The following is a 23,926-nucleotide window of genomic DNA, read 5'->3' on the forward strand; positions in this document are numbered from 1 at the left end:
ATGAAGCGCATCGGTACTCGAAGAACCCACCGCGCGCGCTGCGCGCAGTGACGCCACGGAGAGTCAGCGCATCATTTCAACCAGACGGCCGTCTGAGCCAGGCGTGCATTGTGTGAGTCGGGCAACCCCGGCGGATCGTGCCCGGACCGCACCGCGAGGGTCCCGCACGTGGGCGCGGGCGCGACGTCGCGAATGATGTCCGGTGCGGGGGTGACACTCGCGGTCAGAGAGCGCTCCGGCGTAGGCGATGCTGGCGGACCAAGAGGCTCCTTGATCGGACGGCACTTGCACTCCGCGCAGTGGCGGCTCGGTGCGGGCTGCGCCGGTGCCTGCCGTCCGCAGCGCGACGCGCAGGCCGATTTCACAGCACAACAGCCCTTCGACGGGCCACGGGCCGGAGCGCAGACCGGCGTCCGGCCGGCGCGCGCAGCCTCAGGACGCATGCGGCATGCCGCCAGACAGCACGGCGTCAGCGTGTGCGTGAGGAGGCAAACGAGAGCAATCAGCTTCGGCACCATTGCTATAGAGTATATCGACCTCTGCGCCGTCGGGGCAACCAGATACGAAATCCCAGTGGATGCCACGGTCGCCGTTCGAGTTATCGGGCCTCGGCTCGCCCCTGACTGCCTACCGGTCCTTCTCCGGCACACCCATACCGCTGCGGTCCGGGTAAGGCGGACGCTTCGGCGGTACGTACGGGTTCCGGGCAATCTCGGTCTTCATCAGCTCGATCGCCTGGTCCAGTTGCGGGTCGCCGCCGTCCACCATCAAGGCCGGGTCGTCAATTACCTCGACATCCGGGTCCACGCCGTGGCCTTCGACGCCCCACGTGCCGTTTAGCTTGAAGAAGGCGAAGGTGGGGACGGTGACGACGGCGCCGTCGATGAGGCTCGGGTTGCCGCTGATGCCGACGAGACCGCCCCACGTGCGCATGCCGATCAGCTTTCCGAGCCGGGCCTGACGGAAATAGAACGGGAACGCGTCGCCGCCGGAGCCGGCCAAGCCGTTAATGAGCATGCACTTCGGGCCGGGGTGGGCGTCGTCGGGGCTGGGCCAGTCGCGGCCGTCACGGCGTGCCCAGTAATTCGTCATCGGGCGGTTGAGCAGCTCGATGAAGCGGTGAGGGAGTTGGCCGCCGCCGTTCCAGCGTTCGTCGATAATCAGGGCAGCCTTGCCGCGCTGGCCGTAGAACTGGCGGAACAGCTCGTTCTGGCCGTCGATGCCGGTGTCGGGCACATGGATGTAGCCGATCTGGTTGTTTGACTGCTGCGCCACGTAGGCCCGGTTCTTTTCGACCCAGGCACGGTAGCGCAGCTCCATGTCGCGGCCGCTGTCGATGAGCGTGACGAGCACGTCGCGCTGGCCGGTGTAGGTCGGGCCGGTTTCCTCGGATTTCTCGTCCTTGTCTTTGTCTTTTTCGTCGCCTTCCTTCTTCTCGCCGGTGGCAGGCGCGGTGGCGGGCTTGAGCTCGAGGACGGGCTTGTCGCTGACGGTGAGCGTCACGGTGCGGCCGGGCGGCAGGGCCTGGAACGCGGCCCAGGGGTCCTGCGTCACGTCGATGGGCACGCCGTTGAGCGCCAGCAGGTAGTCGCCCTCGCGCACGTTGATGCCCGGCTGGCTGAGCGGGCCGCGGGCGTCGAGGTCGAACACGCCGCCGTGGATGATCTTCTGGATCCGGTAGGCGCCGCCCTGCAGCTCGAAGTCGCAGCCGAGGAGACCGACGGGCACTTCGCGCGTGTCGTCGGGGCCGCCGCCCCAGTAATAGGCGTGGCCGACGTTCAGCTCGGCGATGAGCTCGCGGATGACATAGGTCACGTCGGCGCGCGACACGCAGTCGTCGATCATCTTGATGTAGTGGTCGCGCATCGCCGGCCAGTTCACGCCGTGCATGTTGGGGTCATAGAAGAAATCGCGTTGCAGGCGCCAGGCCTCGATGAAGAGCTGCCGCCACTCGGCGCGCGGGTCGATGAGCGCGCTCAGGCCGTCGAGCGGCAGCGTCTTTTCGAACTTCTGGTCCGCTGCCGCGTCGACGATGGCGAACGTGCCGTCCTTGGCGACCAGCAGCTTTTTGCCGTCGGCGGACAGGCTGAAGCCGCCAGAGCCGTCGAGGACCGTCTTCTCCTCCTTTTTCTCGTCGTGGATGTCGAAGAGCTTGATGGCCGGCGGTCCGTCGCGGCCGCGGCGGCCCTGGCGCACGTACAGGAGCTTGCCATCGGAGTTGACCGCGAGGTGAGTGAATGCACCCGGCGGGACCGGTAGCAGAACGGCGCGCAGCTCGAAGTCGTCAAGCTCGATCTTGAGCGGCTTCTTTTCGTCCTTTTTGTCGTCCTTCTTCTCGTCCGCCTTATCCGCCGGCTTGGACTCGGCCGCTGCCTGGTCCGCGGGTTTTTCGGCGGACTGCTCCTCATCTGCTTTCGGAGCCGCGTCGTCCTTGGGCTGCTCCTTGGGCTTGCTCTCGCCTTCCTTCTTCTCCTCTTTGTCCTTCTCTTTGTCCTTGGCGTCGTCCTTCCAGGTCTCTTCGTCGCTCTTCGGCGCCCAGGGCGAGCCGACCTCCGCGCGCAGCGGGACGACGACCAGCGTGTCGGTCGATGTGTAGACGAACGAGTTACCAATGTCCTCGTAGATCGGGTTCTCGAAGCGTCGGTTGCTCGCGAAGTACAGATAGTCGCCCTTGCGATCGAACGCCGGCCAACTGTCATTGAACATGCCGGTGGTCACCTGGTGCTTTTCGGCCGTCGGCACGTGATACAGCCAGATGGACATCTGCGTGATGTCGCCAGTGCGGGAATATGCGATCCAGTTGGAGTCGTGCGACCAGCTCGCTTGTGGCTGTGCGGCCCAGGGGTCCGTGTCGATGAGTTTCACCTCGCCGGCCGCGGTGGTCGGCTGCGTGCCGGCGTCCTTGTCCGCGTCGGCGTCCTTCTTCTCCGCTCCGATGTCGCTCGGCAACGTGTACAGGTACAGCGCGCCAGTCTTGTCCGTGAACAGTATGTGCTTGGAATCCGGCGACCACGTCGTGTAGATGCGATAGGCGTTGCCATCATGCGTCAGTTGGCGCGCCTCACCCTGGCCGTCGGATTGCCGGAGGTAGAGCTCGTACTCGCCGGTGGCGTCGGAGAAGTACACAATCCAACGACCGTCGGGGCTCCAGCTCGGCGAGCGCTCGGCGACGCCGCTGGTGCGCGTGAGGTTGCGCGGCGAGCCTTTCTCGGCCGGCACGGTCCAGATGTCGCCGCGGGCCTCGAAGACGGCGCGCTTGCCGGTGGCGGAGATGTCGCTGCTGGCGATGAAGCCCCGCACGTCCGTGTGCTGCGGCCGGATTGCCGGCAGGTCGCCGGGGACCATGACATCGATGCTGCGGCTGCGGCCGGTCTTGAGATCAAGCAGGTAGAGCTTGGCGCCGTTCTGGAAGACGATCTCGCCATCGCCGGTGGGGCCGGGGCCGATCGCGGGCCACTTCACGTCGAAGTCCTTGAAGTCTGTGACCGCCGCGCGCTGGCCGCTCTTGGTGTCATAGACCCAGATATTCATGCGGTGCGTGGGGCCGTCATCGGAGAGATAGTAGATCTTCTCGCCATGCCACATGGGCTGGCTGTCGGTGCCCGCCCAGTCGGTGATCTTCTTCGACGTGTGGTCGCGGAGATTGAAAAGCCAGATGTCGGTTGCCATGCCACCCATGTAGCGCTTCCACGTCGAGAAATCGACCGTGTGCGGCGTGTATGCGAGCCAGGTGCCATCGGGGCTGATGGAGCCGAGCGCGCCGTAGGGCACCGGCAGCTTCTCAGGCATCCCTCCCGTAACCGCGACGGTCAGGAGGTCTTGCTGGCGCGCCAGGCCGCCGTAGCCGGAGGCGAAGAACAACAGGCGCTGGCCATCCGGGGTCCAGTCGCAGAGGATTTCGCCCGTGGGGTGATGGGTGACACACACGGGCACGCCGCCCTCGAGCGGAATGGTATACAAATCCTGGTTGCCGCCGTAGTTCGCGGCAAAGGCCACGCTTCTGCCATCCGGGCTGAAGCGCGGGAACGCAGCGCCGACGCCGGGGCTGGTCAGCGGCGTGGCCAGGCCGCCGTCGCGCGGTACGAGCCACAAACCACCTCGGTACGAGAAGACGATTTGAGTGACGCTGACGTCGGGGTAGCGCATCATCCCCGCGTGGGGGCGTCGATCGGCCCGGGCCGCGGGCGACGTGGCAAGCGTCGTCAACAGGACAGCCGTGAACGAAATCAGAAACACGCGCGACGTACGTGGCATGGGGAGTCCTCTCATGGTGTCGGGGGTGCTGCAGCGCATGCGGGGTCACCGGCATAAAGGCAGCCGAGCCTCCCGAGGCGTCGGCCGATGATAATAGACTGCGTCAACCACGCGCGGGCGTCAATCGCCCTGACAAGTTCCGACGTTCGCACGCGGCTGCCAGCGCCCCCGTCGGACGCTTGGGGATCGGGCCGCCGGCATGCTAAACTGACCCGATGGGCGTGATCCGGCTACAGAACGTCGCCAAGCAATTCGGGGCGCGGGTCGTCCTCGAAGACGTGACACTGGACCTGCACTCCAACCAGATCGCGGCGCTGGTGGGCGCCAACGGGGTCGGCAAGACCACGCTCTTCCGGCTGATCGCCGGCCAGTTTCCGCCGGACAGCGGGACGGTTACGGTCTCCAAGGGGCTGGAGGTGGGCTATCTGCCGCAGGAGCCGGACATCGCGGCGGGGGCGACGCTGCGGGACGCGGTGGCCGAAGCCTTTGCGGACCTGGTCGAGCTGGAACGCAAGCTGCAGCGCCTGTCCGAGCAGATCGCCGCCGAGCACGACGCCCCGCACCTGCACGACCTGATGGCCCAGTATGACCGCCTGCGGGCACGGTTCGAGGCGGCCGGCGGGTACACCTTCGAGACACGGCTCAACGAGGTGCTGGGCGGGCTGGGCTTCACCGTCGCGGATTACGACCTGCCGGTCACGGCGCTGTCCGGCGGGCAGAAGTGCCGAGCGGCGCTGGCGAAGCTACTGTTGCAGGAGCGGCAGTTCCTTTTGCTCGACGAGCCGACCAATCACCTGGACATCGACGCCGTGCGGTGGCTGGAGAAGTTCCTGGCCGGGCATCACGGCGGGGCGGTGATCGTCTCGCACGACCGGTACCTGCTGGACCGGCTGGCGGAGCGGACGATCGAGTGCGTCGGGCGCGGCGTGCGTTCGTATCCAGGCAACTACACGAATTTCGTGCAGGCCCGCGAGGTCCGGCGGCTGACGCAGCAGCGCGAGTACGAGAAAGACCGCGAGTTCATCGCCAAGGAGCAGGAGTTCATCGCGCGGCATCTCGCCGGACAGCGCACGAAGGAGGCCCAGGGACGCCGGACGCGGTTGGAACGCCGGATCAAGGCCGGCGAGTTCACGCTCGAGCGCCCGGATGAGCAGCAGTTGGTGAAGCTGGAGTTCTCGGGTGCGAAGCCAGCCAAGGGAGGGGCGACGAAGCGCGTCAAGGAGCTCATCCGCCTGGAGGGCCTGCGCAAGCAGTACGGCGACAAGCTGCTGTTTGCCGACCTCGACCTGACGGTGTACACGGGGCAGCGGCTGGGCATCACGGGGCCGAACGGGACGGGCAAGACGACGCTGCTGCGGATCATTCTGGGCCAGGTGGCGCCCGACGCGGGCAGCGTGTACGTTGCGCCGGCGGAGCGGATTGGCTATTTCGCGCAGGACTCGGAGGAACTTGACCCGGACAAGACGATCGTGGACGAGATCTGTGCGGTGCGGCCGGATTTCCTGGAACGCGACGCGCGGCACTACGCTGGGCGGTTTTTGTTCACGGACGAGGACCCGTTCAAGAAGGTGCGGCAGCTTTCAGGCGGGGAGCAGTCGCGCGTGCGGTTCATGAAGCTGATGCTCGCGGCGCCCGAAGTGCTGATTCTCGACGAGCCGACGAACCACCTGGACATTCCGTCGCGCGAGGCGCTGGAGGCGGCACTGCTGGAGTTCCCCGGGACGATCATCACCGTGAGCCACGACCGCTACTTCCTGGACCGGATCGCCGAGCGGCTGCTCGTGATGCGGCTGGAGGAGGTGAAGCTCTACAGCGGCAATTACTCGTACTATATCGCGCAAATCGAGTCGGCGCGGGCAGCGGAGGAGGCGGCGCGCGAGGCCGAGCGTGCGGTGGCACGGGAGAAGGCGGAACGGGCCCGCGGGCGTGGTAAGCGCCGGAATGCGGACGGCACGGAGGTGCGCTCGCCGTACGCGAAGCTGAGGGTGGAAGAGCTGGAGGCGCTCATCACCGAGCGCGAGCAGCGCCTGGCGAAGCTGCAGGAGCGTTTCGGCGATCCGCAGGTCTACCGCGACCCGGCGGCGATCACGCAGTTGCGGGCAGAGTATGACATGCTGCGAGAAGAACTCACCGCAGCCGAGGAAGCTTGGCTTGAGAAGATGGACAAGTAGCTCGGCTCACCGCACGGCCACGTTCACCAGCAGCGGCGCCAGCACGCCCATTTTGCGCTGGCGGAGCGTCGCGAAGCCGGCGGCGGTGATCATGTCGCGCGTCTCGCTCCAGCTCGCGTGATGCACGTTCGTTTCCACGTGGGACACGGCCACGTCAAAGACGACCCAGCCCACGACGTTATCCCGGAAGCCGTCCACCAGCAGCAGCAGGCCACCCGGACGCAGGACGCGCCGGAACTCGCGGATAACCGCCGGCTGGTGCGGGTAGTGGTGGAAGGAATTACAGCAGGTCAGCACGTCGAACGTCTCGTCGTTGAACGGCAGCCGCTCGGCGTCGCCCTGGACGGCGTGCAGCTTGGCGGCGTGCGGCACGGCACCGACTTTGTCCGCGAGGTGGCGGACCATCTCGGCCGAATAATCGAGGCCGATGAGCTGGGCCGCGTTGGGCTGCTCAGACAGGAGCGTGATTAGCGTGCCCGTGCCACAGCCGACGTCGAGCAGCCGATAGGGCCCTGACGCACGGGTACTCTGCCAGCGCGCGATTTCTTCGTAGCACGCCCGCACCGCCGGGAAGAAGACCAGCTCGTTCAGCCACGACCGGTCATAGCTCAGCGCCCAGCGGTCGAAGTGGGCGCGGGCCGCACGGCGGATCGTCGCGTGGCGTTCGGAATGCAGCGGCTCGGCCGATGGGGTGCGGGTCATGACGGATGTACCACTCCTGGGGCGCACGTCGCCGGCCTGCAGGCTCACCAGGGGGAGATGTTCGAGTATCTTGCCCCTCGCTGCAAGACGACGGACCGCAGCCTAATTGCCGTCGAGGATCTTGCCCAACCCGCCGAGAATGCTGCCTTCGCCGGTCTGCTTACCGGCCACGCCGCCGGTGGCGTGGATGCGGTCGGCGAGGCGCACGAACGGGAGCGATTGGAGCCAGATGTCGCCGGGGCCGGTGAGCGTCGCGAAGAACAGGCCCTCGCCGCCGAAGAGCGTGTTCTTCAGGCCGCCGACGAACTTGATGTCGTAAGTCACGGACGGCTGAAACGCGACGATGCAGCCGGTGTCGACGCGCAGGGTCTCGCCAGGCTGCAGGCGGCGCTGGTGCAGGGTGCCGCCGGCGTGGACGAAGGCCAGCCCGTCGCCGGTCAGGCGCTGGAGGATGAAGCCTTCACCGCCGAAGAGCCCGGCGCCGAGGCGCTTGGTGAAGGCGACGCCGATGCTGACACCACGGGCGGCGCAGAGGAACGAGTTCTTCTGGCAGAGCAGTTCGCCGCCGAGTTGCCCGAGATCCATCGGGACGATCTTCCCGGGGTAGGGGGCCGCGAACGCCACCTGCTGCTTGTTCGAGCCGCCGTTCTTGAACGTGGTCATGAACAGTGATTCGCCCGTCAGGACGCGTTTGCCGGCGGCGAAGACCTTGCCGAGCAGGCCCTGGTCCTGGGCGCTGGGGTCGCCGAACACGGTCTCCATCCGGATGGCGGACGTCATGTACATCATGGCGCCCGCGTCGGCGATGACCGTCTCACCGGGGTCCAGCTCCACCTCCACGAACTGCATGTCGTCGCCGGTGATCTTGTAGTCGATTACGTCGCTGCGGCGGCCGGTGGGGACGGGGGGCCGAACGGCGGTGATGTCCGGTGCCGGGCCGCGCAGGCCCGCGATGTGCCGGGCGGCGGTCCACGAGCTGAGTCCGGGGCCGTAGACGAGCGTGTCACCGCCCTGCAGGCTGGGCAGCCGGCTGAGCAGGACCTCCTGGGTGAGCGGCCCAACGGCCTGCCCGTTTTCCGCGTAGAACCATTCAGCCTGGGACATATCGGTCATCTCAGGTGCCGTCCCGGCGGCGGGAGTGGCCCAATCATGTTGCGCGGCACCGGGTCCAGGGAGATTAGCGAGGCTCCTCAGGCGCGTCGGACATTGGCTCCAGCTCCACCATGTCGGCCTCCGGCGGCAACGGCTTGAACTCAGCCGGCGGCGGCGTGGCGGGTTCCATGTGCGTCAGGGTTGAGGGTGCCGGAGACGGCGAGATGTACGTCGTGCGCGGCGACGTGTAGGTGGGGGTCGGCTCGGTGTAGTACGTTGGCTCGCGGACCGACCGTGCGCGGCGGATGATCTGGTTGCTGCCCACGTCGTTCGTGCGGATCGAGAGGTAATCGGGGATGCTGATCGTGTTGTTCTTGCCCCAGAACTCGATGCGGTAGATCGTCACGTTGTCTTCGACGGTGATCGTGTTGTCATTGCCGATGATCGACAGCTTCAGGATCCGCGACCCGGGCAGGATGGTGAGGCTGTTGCCGTGGCCCGTAATGCCCACGTCCCCGAAATACTGCTCGCTGCGCTGGCTGGCCTGACCAACGATGGGATTTGATGCACAACCCGTACCCGCCACGAGCAACCCAGCCGACAAGGCGACGATTAGTAGTGTTCTCATGCCCATATCCTCGCTTCCGTGCCTGTGTTTCCCTTGTGTTCGGCCGCGCCAAACAATGCTGGCCACGAGGCCCGCGCAGTGTACCCCGGCGCGCCGCCGCAAGCCAGTCCGCCAAGGCCCGCCGCCCGTCACTTGGCCGACGAGCCGGCCACCGACGTGTCCGCCTCATCCTGCAACTGCCGGAGTGCCCGGCGCCGCAACTGGGTCAACGGACGGGCCAGCGCGCGGTGCAGGCGGATCCAGATGCTCAGACGCTCGACAGCCTGGCGTTCGCCCGGCGTCAGCAGGTCGGGCCTGAGACGGCGCTTGTGTTTCACGCAGTGGTAATAGTCGCCATGCTGAAATCGTGCCAGCAGCCAGCGGACCGGACGGCAGCGCCGCCAGCCCACCGGCGGCAGATACAGTGAAATCTGGAAGTCGATGAGGTACGGCCGGCCGTCATCGCCGACGAGGATGTTCTGCCGCTTGTTCAGGTCCACGTAGGCGATGTGCCGCGCGTGCAGCGTACGCACGAGCGTGAACAGCTCGTCGAAGAACGTGTCGGACACGGCTTCGCGGCGGCCAAGTGGATGGCCGGGCACAAACGCGTGCATGAAGCCCGTTTCGCCCACGGGGCCGACCAGGGCGGGCACGCCAGCCAGATCCGCGGTGGCGCGATACAGTTGAATTTCCCGCCGGGCGAGGAATCTGCCCGCCCAAAGCAGGGACAGCCCGAAGCAGTCGGTCACGCGATTCATCTTCAGCACGGCGAGGCCGTGCGGTCCGCGATAGAGGCCCGTGGCGGCGAAGAAGTCGTGCTTGAACGTTTCCACGAGCGTGTAGTCCTGACCGGCACAGCGGGCGGTGGGCGGAAGCTGGCCGGTGGGCAGCGCGTACAGCCAAGGGTGACGCAGCCGGGGTTTGCGCATTGTCCGCGGGGGAGTGGTCACGGTGGGCGATTATAACGGCGACCGTGAATCGTGCCGGCGCGATGGCCGGTCGCTCCGGACTCCAGCGCGGTCGTGTCGTGGCAGCGCGAGTGATGGGGTGACACGCGGGTGGGGGAGAATCGGCGAAGTCCAAATATAAGGCGTGCGGCACCCTGTGGGTATTGGCGCGGTCTAAGGGTGCCGCAGCGAGTGGAAGCAAGTTGTTAACCGGAAGGAACTTGTGTCGCCTTGACGGTTTCCCGTCTAGTCTGGCGGTTCCTCCGCATCATTAGTATATCGCCGGCTGTGTGACTTTCAACCGTCTTGGCGCGCAAATCTCGGAAAACTCAACACTTTCTCGCCTCACGGACGCGTCGGCACGTCCGATAGCTCGGTGCGCAGCTCCCGGGCGAGACCGCTCCAGCGGGATTCCGGGAACGCTGCCAGAAACTCATCCAGTCGCAGTCGCGCGTCAGCCCGCGCCGCCGCTCCGTAACCGCCGTAAAGCAGCAACGCCGCCTCGACGAGCGGGAGTTCATTCGGCAACTGCCTGCGGGAGTGCAACAAGCGCAACGCCGCGAGCGCGCGGTCGAACTCGCGTGCCTTGGGCACGGGCTCGCCGGCGGCCGAACGCTTGACCCACTCCACCGCGGTTGTCATATCCCCATCACGAAGGCTGACCAGCATGGAGGCGAGGCAGGCCAGCGGGTTCTGCGGGTCTGCTGACAGCAGGTCGCGCGCGGCTTCTGCAGTCATCGCGTCGCCGGCCAATGCCAGCGCCCAGACGAAATAGGACCGGAACTCGCGGCGGTCGGGGGCGCGCTCGAGGGCGTCGCTCCACGCCGGCACGGCGTCCTGCGGGCGACCGGACTGCAGACAGACTTCGTGATAGCCGCGGAGCGCCGTGTAATTAGTTGGGTCGTCGCGAATCAGGGCGTCATAGACCTTGGTGGCCTGGTCCCAGTGATGGCTGCGCAGGTGATATTCGGCCAGGATCAGGCCGGCTTGGGCGTTCGTGGGATCTGCGTGAAGGACTTCGCTGATGAGCTGGTATCCGACTGCCCCCTCGCCGTAGCGGATCTGGCACAGGGCCATGCCCATCTTGGCCAGCGGTGGTGGATTGCCGGCCTCGAAGGCGCGGGCAAATTTCGCGCAGGCCTCCGAGTCGCGCTCGAGCGTGAACAGCAACAGCGCGCCGTAATCGGTGAAGTGCGCGCTGCGCAGGACTGGATCGTCCGGCAGGTGTGCTTCGCACCGCCGATAGGCGTCTTCGGCGTCCGTGTACTGGTCCAGCGCCTGGTATGCATGGGCAAGGTGTCGCCACGTGTCGAACGTGTCCGGCGCCAGTTGCCTGGCCAGTTCGGCCTGCGCCAATCCCTGGGCGGCAGCCCCGGCCCGGAGGAACGCCTCGGCAAGTCGGCCGTGGAGAGCGGCTCGGGCGCGGTCGTCGCTGAACTGCGCGGCGAGGTGCTCTGAATCGGCCAACGCGGCCAACGTCTCGCGTGTCAGGGCTCGGAAGTGCGCGGCTTGGCTTTGACCCTGCGGAATACGTGCCAGCTCATCCGCGGGCAGGGGGTGACTTTGTGCGGCTTCGTATGTGGCGGCCAGCGCTTCGAGGGCCCGCGGGTCGTTCGGGTGCGTATCCGCCAGGTGCCGCGCACGCCGGACGCTGCTGCGTGCCGTTGCACACCGAGGAATGTCCAGGAAGACGAACAGGCCCGCCAGCCCGACGACGATGAGATGCGTCACGGGCGACGCGCGCAGCAGGCCGCGGGGTGTCAGTGATGCGAGCCAAGACAGCAGTACCGCCCCGAGGACCAGCGCGCCCCCCATGAGCGGCAGGTACAGGTCACGGTCAGCGGGCGCGCTGCCGTGCCAGGCCGACAGCCCGACCGCTGGCAGCAACGTGGCCCAGACCCATGCCCAGCCGAGCAACACAGGCCGCAGCGGCGGTCTGCGCCAGGCCAGAGTCGTGTGCACGGCACTGGCGAGCAGCAGCAGCAATCCGCCCCAGACACGCGGGTCGTTCCAGGTGACACCCGGATCGGGCAGCACGGCAAACGGCTGGTCGATGGGCAGGCAGCCCATCCGGAAGTACGCCCAGATCGCTACCGCGCCACGCGAAAAGGCGGCTGCGCCAAGGCCGGCCGCGTCGCCCTCGACGCTGCCCCACGTGCTTAGCTTCGCGAAGGCGACACACAGGGCGGTGATGATGTACAAGCGCGGTGTGACCAATGCGCGGCGCCATCCGTGCGTGGTCAGCTCCAGCACGATCGCGAGCAGAATCCAGCCGACGATGGGTTTCGAGAGCATCGCGAGCAGGAGCGCTGCGGTCGACACCGCGAAATAGAGCGAACGCCTTAGCTCAAGCGCGCGAACGTGCAGGCCGAGCGCAAGCAGTGCGAAGCCGCCGGAGAGCAGCCCCGCCCGCTCGAGATCGCCGGCCCAGGTGCCGACGAGTGCGGGGTGCAGGGCCCATAGCAGCGCCAAACCCCACGTCAGCAGCGTGGCGGCAACGGCCGCGCTGCTGCCACGCCGCAGCAGGAGCGTCAGGACCCACCAGAGCAGCAGGGCATTCGCGGCGTGCAAGAGCAAGTCGGTCCGGCGAAAGCTGACGGGGTCGCCGCGGCTGAATTCCCACTCCACGGCGTACGTGAGCGGTGCGACGGGCGCGAACAGACCACGGGGAACGCGCCGGCAGATCGAGGCGAGGCGGTCCGGGAGAGTGGTTCCCCCGCGTCCTGGGCCAGCGGCGTTGGGATTCACGTCCGGGTCACGCAGGACGCGCTGTACGTGGGCGTCGCATTGCCAGGGATTGCCCAGGTGCGACAGGCCGGTCACGATGACCGCGACAACCAGGATCGCGCCGTGCAGCGCAATAACCCAGTGCGCAACGCCGCCGGTCCCGACAGCGGGCCCCAGCGATACGCCGGCCGGCGGTGGAGCCGGGTCAGAAGTCATAGGTGTGTGTTATCGCCGCTGGCCCGCCGCGCGGCAAGCACGGCGTGGCAAGCGGCCGAGCGCGGTGGCGGTGGAGCCGCTGGAAGCGGACTTACGCATTATTAAACTTGCTCCACCGATCTAGAACCCCTACAATTGGCGCGCGGTATAATGAGAACCGCAACGGGTAGTTGCGGGAGGTGAATGATGATCGCCGCCGAGTCGGCCCTGTCGGCAAACGTGCTCCTGCTCAATCGGCTGTACATGGCCGTGCGGGTGGTGAGTGCGCGCCGCGCGCTGACGCTGCTGTATCGCGAACTGGCGGAGGTCGTCTCGGTCGATGACGGCCAGTATCTCGCGTACGACTTCAACGACTGGGTGGAGGTCAGCCAGGCCAAGCGCCAGTTCGAGCCGGAGCGCTACGACTGGGTGCGGACGGTGCGCTTCCAGATCGCCGTCCCAAAGATCATCCGCCTGCTCGGCTACGACAAGCTGCCGGCGGTGGGCGTCAAGCTCAACCGCCGGAACCTGTTCGCGCGCGATCAGAACCGCTGCCAGTATTGCGGGAAGCGGTATGCGACCACGGAGTTGAGTTTGGATCACGTCATTCCGCGGTCGCAGGGCGGCGACAACTCGTGGGAAAACATTGTCTGTGCCTGCATCCACTGCAACGTGAAGAAGGGCGGCCGCACGCCACAGCAGGCGCACATGACGCTCATCAACCACCCGGTGAAGCCGAAGCGCTCGCCGGTCCTGACCATCAAGCTCTCGGACTCGAAGTACGCGAGCTGGAAGCAATTCCTCGATTTTGCCTACTGGAACGTGGAGCTGAAGTAACCCGGGTTGACGACCGGGCGGACGGGCCGTATCGTCACCGGCCCAGTGGCAGGGAAGCTGTGTCGTGGAGCCCGTATTGGGGTTGCAGGCATGTCCGTCCAACAGTGGTCCGAGACCGTCGTGCTGGGTGAGTTGGGGGATGATCCGCAGTTCACGGATGACCTGGCGGCGATCGTCGACCAGTGCACGCGCGACCCGCGCCAGGACGTGCTCATCAATCTGAACGCGGTCAACTACCTGAACTCGTCCAACATCGCCCAACTGCTGAAGCTGCGGAAACTGGTGATGATCACCAACCAGCGCCGCCTGAAGCTGGCCGGTGTGAACACGCAAGTCTGGGGCGTGTTCCTGGTCACCGGGCTCGACCGCATCTTCGAGTTCGTGGACGACGTGCCTAGCGGGTTGGCCAGCCTGCAGATGGGGGACTGAGCCGGGGGACTGCCTCATTGAGAGTGACTGACCGCAGAGGTGGTACGGGCGTCCCGCCCGTCGCGGGAGCGGGCAAGATGTCGGTACCATCCAGCTTGGATTGATTTTGAGGCACTGCGCCAGCGTCCGGTGGGGGCTGTGCCTCGCAACCGCCGCTTACGCCGGCAGGGCCCGGGCAAACCCGCGGATCAGAAGATCCTGGTGCTTGTGATACCCCAGGCACACCAGCGGATAAAGCGTCTTGCCGGCCTGCTGGACCGTGCGACAGACGAACCGTTCCCAGCGACTGGTGGCCTCGGCCATGCGGCGTTCGACATTCTTCTGGAGCACGACCCACACGTCTTCGCGCAACTTCTCCGGGGTGCCGAACCCGCCGCAACAGGCGACCTGGCCGGCGCGGATGTTTCGCAGCGCTTCGGCCACGGTGGTGCCCTCGGTCAGCGTGTAGGTGGTCCCGACGCGGTCGGTATGCGTATCGCTGCCGGCGACGAGGACCTTGTTATGGTCGCGGGTGGCGTGCCAAGCGAAGGCGTTGTGCGCGTAGCTGCGCGTGCCGTTGAGCCCCTCGAAAACGTCGAACAGCTCGAGCATGGCTTCGATCTGCCAGGAGGTCAGGACGCGGTGCTGCGACGTCCACGTCATGTGGTTGAGGACGTAGAGCTTGTCGATCTGGCGGAGATACGGGATCAGGTCGTAGATGTTGCCGCGGAGGCGCTGGATTTCGCGGTGCTGGGCCTCGTTGTGATCGAAGACGTTGATGTGGACTACCGTGCCGTCCTCGGGGAAGCGGGCGGAAACCTCTTCGCCGAAGATGAAGTCCGCGCGGGGACCGAGGCGATCCACCAGGGCGAGGCAGCCGTCGATGGAGTCGTGATCGGTGATCGTCACGTAGTCCATCCCGCGGGCCTTCGCGCGGCGATAGAGATCCTCCGGCTCGCACAGGGGGTGGTAGACGAGGCCGGGCAACCAGCGCAGGGTCTCGTACGAAAACGTCGAGTGGCAGTGCAGGTCGATCCGCACGCCCGGACGTTGGTCAAAACACACGCGCTGCCCGCTTTCACGGCGGGCAGTGTATTCGAGAAGGGGCGTCAGCAAGTCACTCATCTATTGCAGCTCCAATGCCGGTACGGATGGGCATTGTGGGGAGGGATTGTAAGCGTTTCGTGCTCCGGGCGTAAAGAATCCCTTCGGTATGTCGTGCCGCGTTGGATGTCCGCCGCTAGGCCGGCACGATGCCGAGCGTGACCTCGTGGCCTTCGATCCGCGCCGTCTGGGTCTCCGTGCCGGCGGGCGGTGCGGAGTGGTGGATTATAGCGGCGAGGCACTCGTTCTGGATGGTATTCGCATAGCGGGCCGCAATATCCAGCACGGGCGCCGGGCCAGTCACGTATAAGGCGACGCGTGCCTCGTAGGCCAGTTTCTGGCTCTTGCGCAGTTCCTGCACCTGGTGGATCAACTCACGGCACAGCCCCTCGTCGCGCAGCTCCGGGGTGAGTTCGGTTTTGACGACTACGACGCCACCACGGCCCTGGGCCGCGGACCAGCCGGGCTTCGCCTCCAGCCGGACGGCGACCTCCTGCTCGGTAAGGTGCACGGCCTGGCCTGCGACGGTCACGGTCAGCATGCCGGTCTCGACGAGCGCCTTACGGGCGGCGGTCGGCTCCAGCGCGGTGAGGGCGGCAGCGACCTCTTTGGCGAGCTTGCCGAACTTCGGGCCGATGGCCTTGAAGTCGGGCTTGATCTGGTAGGTCACGTACTGCTCGGCCTCGGTCGTAAAGCCGACCTGCTTGATGTTCAGCTCTTCCGCGATAAGTGCGCTATGTGACTGCAGCCACTCCGTATGCTCTCGGCGGGCGAGGATGATCTCGGCCCGGGCGAGCGGCTGGCGGACCTTGAGCTTCGCGGCCGTACGCGCGGCGCGGCCGAGGGAGACGATCTGGCGGACAAGGTCCATCTCCTGCGCGAGCCCCTCGTCGATGAGCGTCTCATCGGCCGTCGGGTAGTCGCACAGGTGAACGGAGATCGGCTGCCCTTCGCCGCTGCGTGGCTCCGTGGCTGCGTGGCTTTGGTTGATGAGGTTCTGGTACATCGTCTCCGCGAAGAACGGCGTGAACGGAGCGATGAGCTGGCTGAGCGTCCAGAGTACGCCATAGAGCGTGTGGTACGCGTCCCACTTGTCCTGGTCTTTCTGGCCGCGCCAGAAGCGCTCGCGCGAGCGGCGGACGTACCAGTTCGAGAGGCCGTCGACGAAATCGTTGATCCGGCCGGCGGCGGGGTAGTTTTCGAAGCGATCCATGTTCGCGCGGACGTCGCGGATGGTGCGGTGCAGCTCGCTGATGATCCAGCGATCGAGCTCGGAGCGCTCGGCGGCGGGTCGCCAGCTTGTTCCCTGTTGCCTGTTCCCTGTTCCCTCGATCGCAAAGCCGTCGATGTTCGCGTAGATGTTGAAGAAGCTGAAGACGTTGTAGAGGCGCACGAGGAACTCGCGCTGCGCGTCGCGGATGTTGGCCTCCTGGAAGCGGACGGAGGTCCAGGGGGCCTGCGCGCTGAAGAAGTACCAGCGCATCGCGTCTGCGCCGTAGTGGTCGAAGATGTACGTCGGCTCCTTGTAGTTCTTCGTCCGCTTCGACATCTTCAGCCCGTCCTCGCCCATGACGTGGCCGAGGACGATGCAGGTCTTGTACGGCATGGGGTACGCGCGCGGAGCATTGGGTGACCCCGGCTTGAACAGCAGCGTACTGATCGCCAGTAGCCCGTAGAACCAGCCGCGCGTCTGGTCGATAGCCTCGCTGATGAAGTCGGCGGGGAAGCGCTTCGAGAAAGTCTGCACGCTGTTGTCCGCGTGCGGGAAACCCCACTGTGCGAACGGCATGCTGCCGGCGTCCCACCAGCAGTCGATGACTTCCGGGACGCGCCGCATGCGGGCGGTGGCCGTTCCCTGTTCCCTGTTCCCTGTTCCCTGATCCACAAACGGGCTGTCATACGTCCACGCGTCGATGTACGGCTTGTGGACCCGCAGGTGATCGGGGATCGTCGGATCTTCGCGTTTCGCCTGCTCCCAGACGCCGCCATCGGTGGCGCCGGGCTTGGCCAGCAGTTCCGCGTACGAGCCGATTGCTTCCATCTTGCCGGTCTTCTCGCAGACCCAGATCGGCAGCGGCGTGCCCCAGTAACGCTCGCGCGACAGCGCCCAGTCCACGTTGTTGCGCAGGAAATCGCCGAAGCGGCCTTCCTGGATGTGCTCGGGCAGCCAATTGACCGCGTCGTTGTTCTTGAGAAATTCCTCTTTGAACTGGCTTGTGCGGACGAACCAGCTCTGCCGGGCGTACTGGATGAGCGGGTCATCTTCCGACCGCGGGCAGAAGGGGTACTCGTGCTCGATCGTCGCCTGGTGATACAGGACGCCGCGCTCTTTCAGCTCCTGCATGATCTCCTTGTCGCAGTCCTTTACCCAGCGGCCCTGGTACTTTGCGGGGGCCTCCGCACTGAAGTTGCCGTCGGGCTTTACTGCGTTGATCAGCGGGATGGCGTCGAAATCGGCGAACCGCTGCCGCTCGTCCTGGAGCAGCAGGAAGTCCACTTCGCCGTACGCCGGCGCGATGTGCACGATGCCCGTGCCGGTCTCCAGGTCGATGAAGTCGGCGGGGACCACGCGCCAGGCGATGGCTTGCACGCTGCCGTCCTTGCACGCGGCGGTCTGGCTGGCCATCGTGCGGGCATAGCAGTCGAATGGCGGCGCATAGCGCAGGCCGATCAGGTCGCTGCCTTTGCACACGCCGATGGCTTCGAAGTCGTGCTTCGTCTTGCTGGCGACGTCGGCAACCAGCGGGCTGGCGATGTAGAAGCACTCGTTGGTCGTCTTGTCGCGCATCAGGGCGTAGTCGATGTCCGGGCCGACGGCGGCGAAGTGGTTGCTGATCAGCGTCCAGGGCGTCGTCGTCCAGACAAGGAGCGAAACGCGCTGAGAGGGATCGAGGGATCCAGGGATCGAGGGATCAAGGTGCGGCGGTGGGCGGCCTTCGCTCGACCCCTTGATCCCTGGATCCCTTGATCCCTTCTCCGGCACCAGCGGGAACCGGATGTACACCGACGGGTCCTGCACCGTTCGGTAGCCCTCGCCGACCTCGCCGGCGGAGAGGGCCGTGCCGCCCTGGGCCCACCACCAGACGACCTTGTGGCCCTGGTAGAGCAGGCCGCGCTCGAAGAGCGTCTTCAGGCTCCACCACACGCTCTCGACATAGCTTTGATGGAACGTGACGTACGCGTCCTCGAGGTTCACCCAGAACCCGAGCCGGCGGGTCATCTGCTCCCATTCGCGGGTGTAGCGGAAGACGCTCTCGATGCATTTGCGGACGAATTTCTCGACGCCGTAGGCCTCGATTTCCTCTTTCGTGTGGATGCCAATGCCCTTGCAGACCTCGACCTCGACGGGCAGGCCGTGGGTGTCCCAGCCGGCTTTACGCTCGACGAGCTTGCCGCACATGGTCTGATAGCGCGGGAAGAGGTCCTTGATGGCGCGCGTCAGGCAGTGCCCGGGGTGCGGCAGGCCGTTGGCGGTCGGGGGGCCCTCGTAGAAGACGAAGCGCGCAGCCTCCCGGCGCTGGTCCAGTGAGCGCTGGAAAATGTTGTGCCGCTCCCAGAATTCGAGCACGCGTTCTTCGGATTCAGGAAAGCTGAACTGAGCGGGCAGCGGCGCGAACATTCATACCTCCGCGGGACAAGAGCGACGTACGTCCGCGAAATCCTACACCATACAGAATCCCGGCCGCGCCTGCTACGGGCCGCCCGCAGCCGGTGACGTTGCCACCGCCGCGGTCTTGGCGGCCGGTTCGTTGCCGGCGACCGGGCCGTGGTCCTGAAACAGGCGAATCGCACGCCAGCGCTGACCGTGCCACCGCCACCACAAGACGACGCCCACAACGATGATGTACAGCGTGCACATCGACCACGGGCCGTTCAGGCCCCACCCGGGTGCCAGAGCAACGGTCGCGTAGCCGCCGGCGACGAAGATGCCCCAGCAGCAGACGGCCATGAGAATCGCCATGAAGCGCGTATCGCCGGCGCCACGCAGAGCGTTCATGTATGTGATGCCCATCGCGTCGAAGATCTGGAACACTGCGGCCCAGATCAGCACGTGCCCGCCGGCGCGAATGACCAGCGGATCGGTGTTGAAGATGGCGATCAGCGGTTCGCGGGCGAGCAGGAACAGCAGCCCGACCGCGCCCATGTAGATCATGTTCAAGGCGAGGGCGATGCGGGCGCGCCACATGGCTTCTTCCGGCCGGCCAGCCCCGATGGCGAACCCGACCTGCGAGCAGAGGGCGATGCCGACGCCGATCGCGGGCATGAAGGACAGGTGCATGAGCTGGAGCCCGACGTTGCTGGCGGCCGTGGTGTTCACACCGAGCGGCGGCACAATCAGCAGGAGGAACACGGCCCACGAGCCGATGTCTACCAGCCATTGCACGCCGGTCGGGCCGCCGATCCGCAACAGGCCGGCCAGTTTCTCCCAGCGCAGGCCGAGTGAATGGCGCGTGCCGAATTGGGTGTCGGTCTCGCGGTGGAGGATGGCCACCACGAGCACTCCGACGCGCACCAGCCAGCCAATCACGGTGGCCAGGGCCGCGCCGGCGACGCCCATGCGGGGGCAGCCCAGGTGCCCGAAGATAAACAACCAGTTGCCGGCGACGTTGACGACCAACGCGGCGAGGATGGCCACGAGGGCGATGCGCGGGCGCTGAATGCCGTTGAAGAAGCCCTCCAGGCCAATGCAGAGGACCGACGGCACGAGGCTCCACAGGGCGATGCGCACGTACGCGACTTCCATCTCGACCATCCCGGGCGAATGCTGGCCGAGTTGCGTCAGCGGCGTGAACCAGGTCGCGGTCGTGGCGGCCAGGGGGGCGGTGATCAGCCCCAGCGCCAGGGCGATGTACAGGCTTTGCCACGCGTAGCCGCCGGCCTCGCGGGGCTGGCCGCGGCCCACGGCCTGGGCGACAAACGTCTGTGTCGCGGTGGCAATGCCAAGGCCCAGACAGCCCAGCACGAACACGAACATGGTGGCGGGTGAGATGGCGGCCTGCGCCTCGGTCCCGAGCTGCGACACCATGACGAAGTCGACAAAGGTCATGAGCATGCGGGAGACCGTCATGGCGACAATCGGCAGCGCGAGGCGTACGAGCTCGCGCAGCGCGGTGCCCGTCGTCCACTCGGGATGCTCAACGGTCGTCGTCACGGCAGTACGCCTTTCCCGCCCGGGGTCGTCCCCGGGGAGTACGAAAAAAAGCCCCGGCAGTCGGTTGGCTGCCGGGGCGGTTGGCTTTCGCAGGCTGCGGGCGAGTCTACGGCGGCGCGGGTGACCCCGGCACGAACACGGGCTCCAGGTTCCAGGTAATCAACGGGCCCATCGGCTTCCTCGCAGCGCGAGCCGGTCGCGACGCATCGCAACCGCTCCACGAACAATCCAGTATGCTCACCACTGGCCCATCCTGTCAAGGCGGTGGTCATCATCAGTGGTGCATCCTTTGCGGTGGCCGTAGAATGTGATGGCAGAGACTTCCGGCTGCACGGGTGAACCGCATGCACGCAACACGGCTGTGCCTTGTGCTCTTGCTCGGCCTGGGTGCCGCCGTGACCCACGCGCAAATCGTGCAGGGCCAGGTGGTCGGCATCGGTTTCCAGACCTCCAAGGGGCCGGTGATTCGCGAGGGGCAATGGTTCCCCATACTCGTCACCCTGCAATGCCAGGGCAGCCAGGTGTTCAGCGGCGAGCTGCGGGTCGAGACGGCCGACTTGGACGGTGACCGCGTCGCGTATACGCAACCGCAGGTCACCCTCGCCGGCGAGGGCGGCCCGCCGAAACGGTTCTGGTGCTACGCGGTGGCCGAGGCGTTGAACGAACTGCCGACGGCCGTGGACCTCGTCAGCGACCAGGACGCGCTGGTGGCCGAGCTGCCGCTGCCGGCGCAGCCCGTCGCGACGCTTGTGAGCGAGGACTTGCTCATCCTGGACCTCAGCTATCCGCATGTGACGCGCCTGGACGGCCTCGAAAGCAGCACTTGGTCGCCCGGGGAACGCACGGAGGGGCGGCGGGAGTTTTACCGCAACGTGGTCGTGGCGCACCTGCCGGCGGCGGACCTGCCGGACCGGTGGTGGGGCCTCGAGGCGGTGGATGTCGTGATCTGGGACAAGCCGGACCCGGTCGTGCTCAGCATTGCGCAGCGCGACGCGCTGCGCGCGTGGGTCCGCGCGGGCGGGCAACTGATCATCGGCGTCGGGCCGCAGTGGGGCGCGCTGCGCAAAAGCGACCTGGCCGACATTCTGCCGCTGGCCGGCGAGGGCGCGACCGTCGAGGTCACGCGGCTCCCGGCGCTGTTCGACAACGTCGCGCCTTCCACCTGGCGCACGCGGGAGTTCCGCACGCCGGTGGCCGTCACGACCGCGCAGCCGGCGGCGGGCGCCTTTCGCACGCTGGGCGATTTCGGCCCGACGGGGGCGCTCGCGCTGGTGACGATGCGGCTGGTCGGGTCCGGGCGCGTGGTGACGTTGGCCGGCGGACTGGCGGACATGCTCGACCAGGCACCGCTCGAGGTGGACAAGTTGGTGGGGGCGCTGATCGATTTGAACCGCTATCCGACCGTGTTCAAGGACAAGGAAGCGGAGACGCTGCACTATGGACTCGATGACCGGGAACGGCTCTATGACGGGTTCGTGAAGCCGGTGCAGTTCACCGCCACCACCGCGCTGCTGGGCCTGTTCGCGTTTCTGTTCGTCGCCGCGTATATCGTGCTGGCGACGCTGGCGAGTTGGGCGTGGCTGCGCGGGCGAAAGCAGACGCACCTGAGCTGGACGGTCTTCGCGGGCTGTGCCGTGCTGGCGAGCGCGGCGAGCCTGGGGACGGTCAGCGCGGTGCAGGGGCTGTCGCGCGGCGTGCATTCGTTCTGCATCGTGGACCTGGAGGCGGGGTCGACGGAGGGGCGCGGGCCGTGCCTGTTCGGGTACTGTAGTCCGGTGCGGCAACGCGTGGATCTGGCCCTGGCCGGTGACGCGGGCTGGCTCCGACCGCTGGCCCGCAACCCGCGCGGGGCCACGCGCTACGTGACGCCGGCGCGCTACGCGAACCTGCCGACGCGTGGGCTGGTGCAGGACATGCTGGTGCGGGCGACGCTGAAGCAGGTGGCGGGGCATTGGGCCGGCACCCTGAACGGCACGCTGCGCGGCGACCTGCGCGTGGACCGGGCGACGGGGCGGCTGACGGCCGGGAGCTGGCTGGCCAACGATCTGACCGTCGGCCTCGACGGGGGTTACTTGCTGTTCATCGACCCGCGCCAGGACGCCGCCGGTGTGCCGTGGCGGGCGGCCGGCCTGAACACGCTCTACCCGCTGGTGGACGGGGACGCGGTGAAAGCGGACGTTGCGGAAGTGCCGCCGGCAGCGAACGTGCTGGTGGTGCGCGTGCCGGCGATCGCGGCGGGCCAGCAGGTGTCGGAGCTGGGGAAGGCGGAGTATGGCACGGTGGCCACCAATCGGGCAAAATGGGAGCGGCAGGGCACGCGGGCGCGCAGCGAATTGCTGGGCGACAAGCGCGACCTGCCGACGTTGTGGGGCGAACAGCAGAATTGGCTGAGCGGAGGGCTGAGCGGTCTGCTGCGGCTGCGCGGCGAAACCACCGCGGCCCTGCAGGCTGTGCTGCTCGGCTCGACGCGCAACTATCACCTGCACAACCGCGGGATTGACCTTGGCGGGGTGGGCCGGCCCCTCTCGCTGGAGGCGATGCCGCCGCTGGATATCACGCATTGGCTGCTGCGCGGGCAGGCCGTGCTGATCTGCTGGAGTTCGACGCCCGGGCCGGCGCGGCTGATGCGCAACGGACGGCTGCTGGACGCGTCGGAGGGCCTGACGGTGTATCGCGTGCGGCTGCCGCTGGCGTACGAAGGCGTGCCGCCTCGGCCTGAAGCGGGGCTGGGCGTGGAAGGTGTACCGTGATCATCCAGACCATCAACCTGACGAAGCGCTATGGCAAGCTGGTGGCCTTGAACAACCTGCACCTGGAGATCGCGGAGGGCGAGTGCTTCGGGTACATCGGCCCGAACGGGGCGGGCAAGACGACCACGATTCGCATCCTGTCGACGCTGCTGCAGCCGACGTGGGGCGAGGCACGGGTCTGCGGGCACGTCGTGGGTTACGAGTCGCGGAAAATCCGCCCGCTGATCGGCTACGTGCCGGACTTCTTCGGCGCCTACGAGGATATGGTGGTCCAGGAGTACCTGGAGTTCTTCGCCAGCGCCTATGACATCACGGGCAAGAAGCGCACGCAGATCGTTGGCGACGTGCTCGAGCTGACCGACTTGACCTTCAAGCGCGATGCACTGGTGGACTCGCTTTCGCGCGGCATGAAGCAGCGCCTCAGCATCGCGCGGGTGCTGCTGCACGACCCGAAGCTGCTGCTGCTGGACGAGCCGGCCAGCGGGCTCGACCCGCGCGCCCGCATCGAGATCCGCGAGCTGCTCAAGGAGCTGCACCGCATGGGCAAGACGATCCTGATCAGCTCGCACATCCTGCCCGAGCTGGCGGACCTGTGCACGAGCATCGGCATCCTCGAGCAGGGGGAGCTCATCTTCCAGGGCCCGGTCCGCGAGGCGCTGCGCCGCGCGCGGGTGGGGACCGTCGTGCATGTCGTTACGCCAGACGATGCCCAACGGGCCCGGCAGGTGCTCGCGGCGTTGCCGCACGTGGAAGATGTGCAGGTCAACGACGGGGCGCTGGTGGTGAACCTCAGCGCGGAAGTGTCGGACTTCAGCTTCATCGCGGAGGCCATGCTGCAGAACAAACTGCGGATCAACGAGCTGAAGCGCGAGGAGGTCGACCTCGAGACGGCGTTCATGCGCTTGACCAAGGGCGTGGTGCAGTAGGGTGGGCACCGCCCACCAAGAGCGGGAAAATGTAGGGTGGGCACCGCCCACCAC

14 protein-coding genes are annotated in these 23,926 nt (G+C 66.7%); 5 read left to right on the forward strand and 9 right to left on the reverse strand.

The window, feature by feature from the left end:
- Positions 1–627 precede the first annotated feature (627 nt).
- Positions 628–4,254 (reverse strand): PD40 domain-containing protein, encoded by a 3,627-nt coding sequence (locus tag KA383_16515; protein ID MBP7747721.1) that lies wholly within the window; start codon positions 4,252–4,254, stop codon positions 628–630.
- A gap of 221 nt (positions 4,255–4,475) precedes the next feature.
- On the opposite strand from KA383_16515, the gene KA383_16520 reads away from it, so the two are divergent.
- The gene (locus KA383_16520; protein ID MBP7747722.1) at positions 4,476–6,425 is read left to right on the forward strand and encodes an ABC-F family ATP-binding cassette domain-containing protein; all 1,950 of its coding nucleotides are present in this window, start codon (positions 4,476–4,478) and stop codon (positions 6,423–6,425) included.
- Between the two features lie 6 nt (positions 6,426–6,431).
- On the opposite strand, the gene KA383_16525 is transcribed toward KA383_16520, so the two are convergent.
- The 5 genes from KA383_16525 to KA383_16545 form a co-directional block, all read right to left on the reverse strand.
- Positions 6,432–7,127: a class I SAM-dependent methyltransferase gene (locus tag KA383_16525; GenBank protein ID MBP7747723.1), complete on the reverse strand. Its 696-nt coding sequence runs from the start codon at positions 7,125–7,127 to the stop codon at positions 6,432–6,434.
- Positions 7,128–7,229: 102 nt separating this feature from the next.
- Entirely contained in the window at positions 7,230–8,240 is a 1,011-nt protein-coding gene (locus tag KA383_16530) for a TIGR00266 family protein (GenBank protein MBP7747724.1), read from the reverse strand.
- Between the two features lie 64 nt (positions 8,241–8,304).
- On the reverse strand, positions 8,305–8,847 hold the full coding sequence (locus KA383_16535) for a hypothetical protein (GenBank protein MBP7747725.1): 543 nt from the start codon (positions 8,845–8,847) through the stop codon (positions 8,305–8,307).
- Between the two features lie 128 nt (positions 8,848–8,975).
- Positions 8,976–9,776 (reverse strand): hypothetical protein, encoded by an 801-nt coding sequence (locus tag KA383_16540; GenBank protein MBP7747726.1) that lies wholly within the window; start codon positions 9,774–9,776, stop codon positions 8,976–8,978.
- Between the two features lie 342 nt (positions 9,777–10,118).
- Entirely contained in the window at positions 10,119–12,716 is a 2,598-nt protein-coding gene (locus KA383_16545; protein ID MBP7747727.1) for a hypothetical protein, read from the reverse strand.
- 183 nt (positions 12,717–12,899) lie between these two features.
- Here KA383_16545 and KA383_16550 point away from each other — a divergent pair, with 183 nt between their 5' ends.
- Positions 12,900–13,532, forward strand: a complete 633-nt coding sequence (locus tag KA383_16550) for an HNH endonuclease (GenBank protein MBP7747728.1) — start codon at positions 12,900–12,902, stop codon at positions 13,530–13,532.
- A gap of 90 nt (positions 13,533–13,622) precedes the next feature.
- Positions 13,623–13,961, forward strand: a complete 339-nt coding sequence (locus KA383_16555; protein MBP7747729.1) for an STAS domain-containing protein — start codon at positions 13,623–13,625, stop codon at positions 13,959–13,961.
- A gap of 156 nt (positions 13,962–14,117) precedes the next feature.
- Here the strand turns inward: KA383_16555 and KA383_16560 are convergent, their stop codons facing one another.
- The 3 genes from KA383_16560 to KA383_16570 all read right to left on the reverse strand — a co-directional run bounded on the left by KA383_16560 (position 14,118) and on the right by KA383_16570 (position 20,196).
- The gene (locus KA383_16560) at positions 14,118–15,065 is read right to left on the reverse strand and encodes a PHP domain-containing protein (GenBank protein MBP7747730.1); all 948 of its coding nucleotides are present in this window, start codon (positions 15,063–15,065) and stop codon (positions 14,118–14,120) included.
- A gap of 115 nt (positions 15,066–15,180) precedes the next feature.
- On the reverse strand, positions 15,181–18,663 hold the full coding sequence (locus KA383_16565) for an isoleucine--tRNA ligase (protein MBP7747731.1): 3,483 nt from the start codon (positions 18,661–18,663) through the stop codon (positions 15,181–15,183).
- A 72-nt stretch (positions 18,664–18,735) separates the two neighbouring features.
- Positions 18,736–20,196, reverse strand: coding sequence for an MATE family efflux transporter (locus KA383_16570; protein ID MBP7747732.1), 1,461 nt, complete (start codon positions 20,194–20,196; stop codon positions 18,736–18,738).
- 344 nt (positions 20,197–20,540) lie between these two features.
- Between KA383_16570 and KA383_16575 the strand changes: the two genes are divergently transcribed.
- Both KA383_16575 and KA383_16580 read left to right on the forward strand, forming a co-directional pair.
- Positions 20,541–22,946: a hypothetical protein gene (locus KA383_16575; GenBank protein MBP7747733.1), complete on the forward strand. Its 2,406-nt coding sequence runs from the start codon at positions 20,541–20,543 to the stop codon at positions 22,944–22,946.
- The gene (locus KA383_16580; protein ID MBP7747734.1) at positions 22,946–23,872 is read left to right on the forward strand and encodes an ABC transporter ATP-binding protein; all 927 of its coding nucleotides are present in this window, start codon (positions 22,946–22,948) and stop codon (positions 23,870–23,872) included. Before KA383_16575 ends, KA383_16580 begins: the two co-directional genes overlap by 1 nt.
- The last annotated feature ends 54 nt before the right edge of the window (positions 23,873–23,926 follow it).

The organism is Phycisphaerae bacterium (assembly GCA_017999985.1).
Lineage (GTDB): Bacteria > Planctomycetota > Phycisphaerae > UBA1845 > Fen-1342 > JAGNKU01.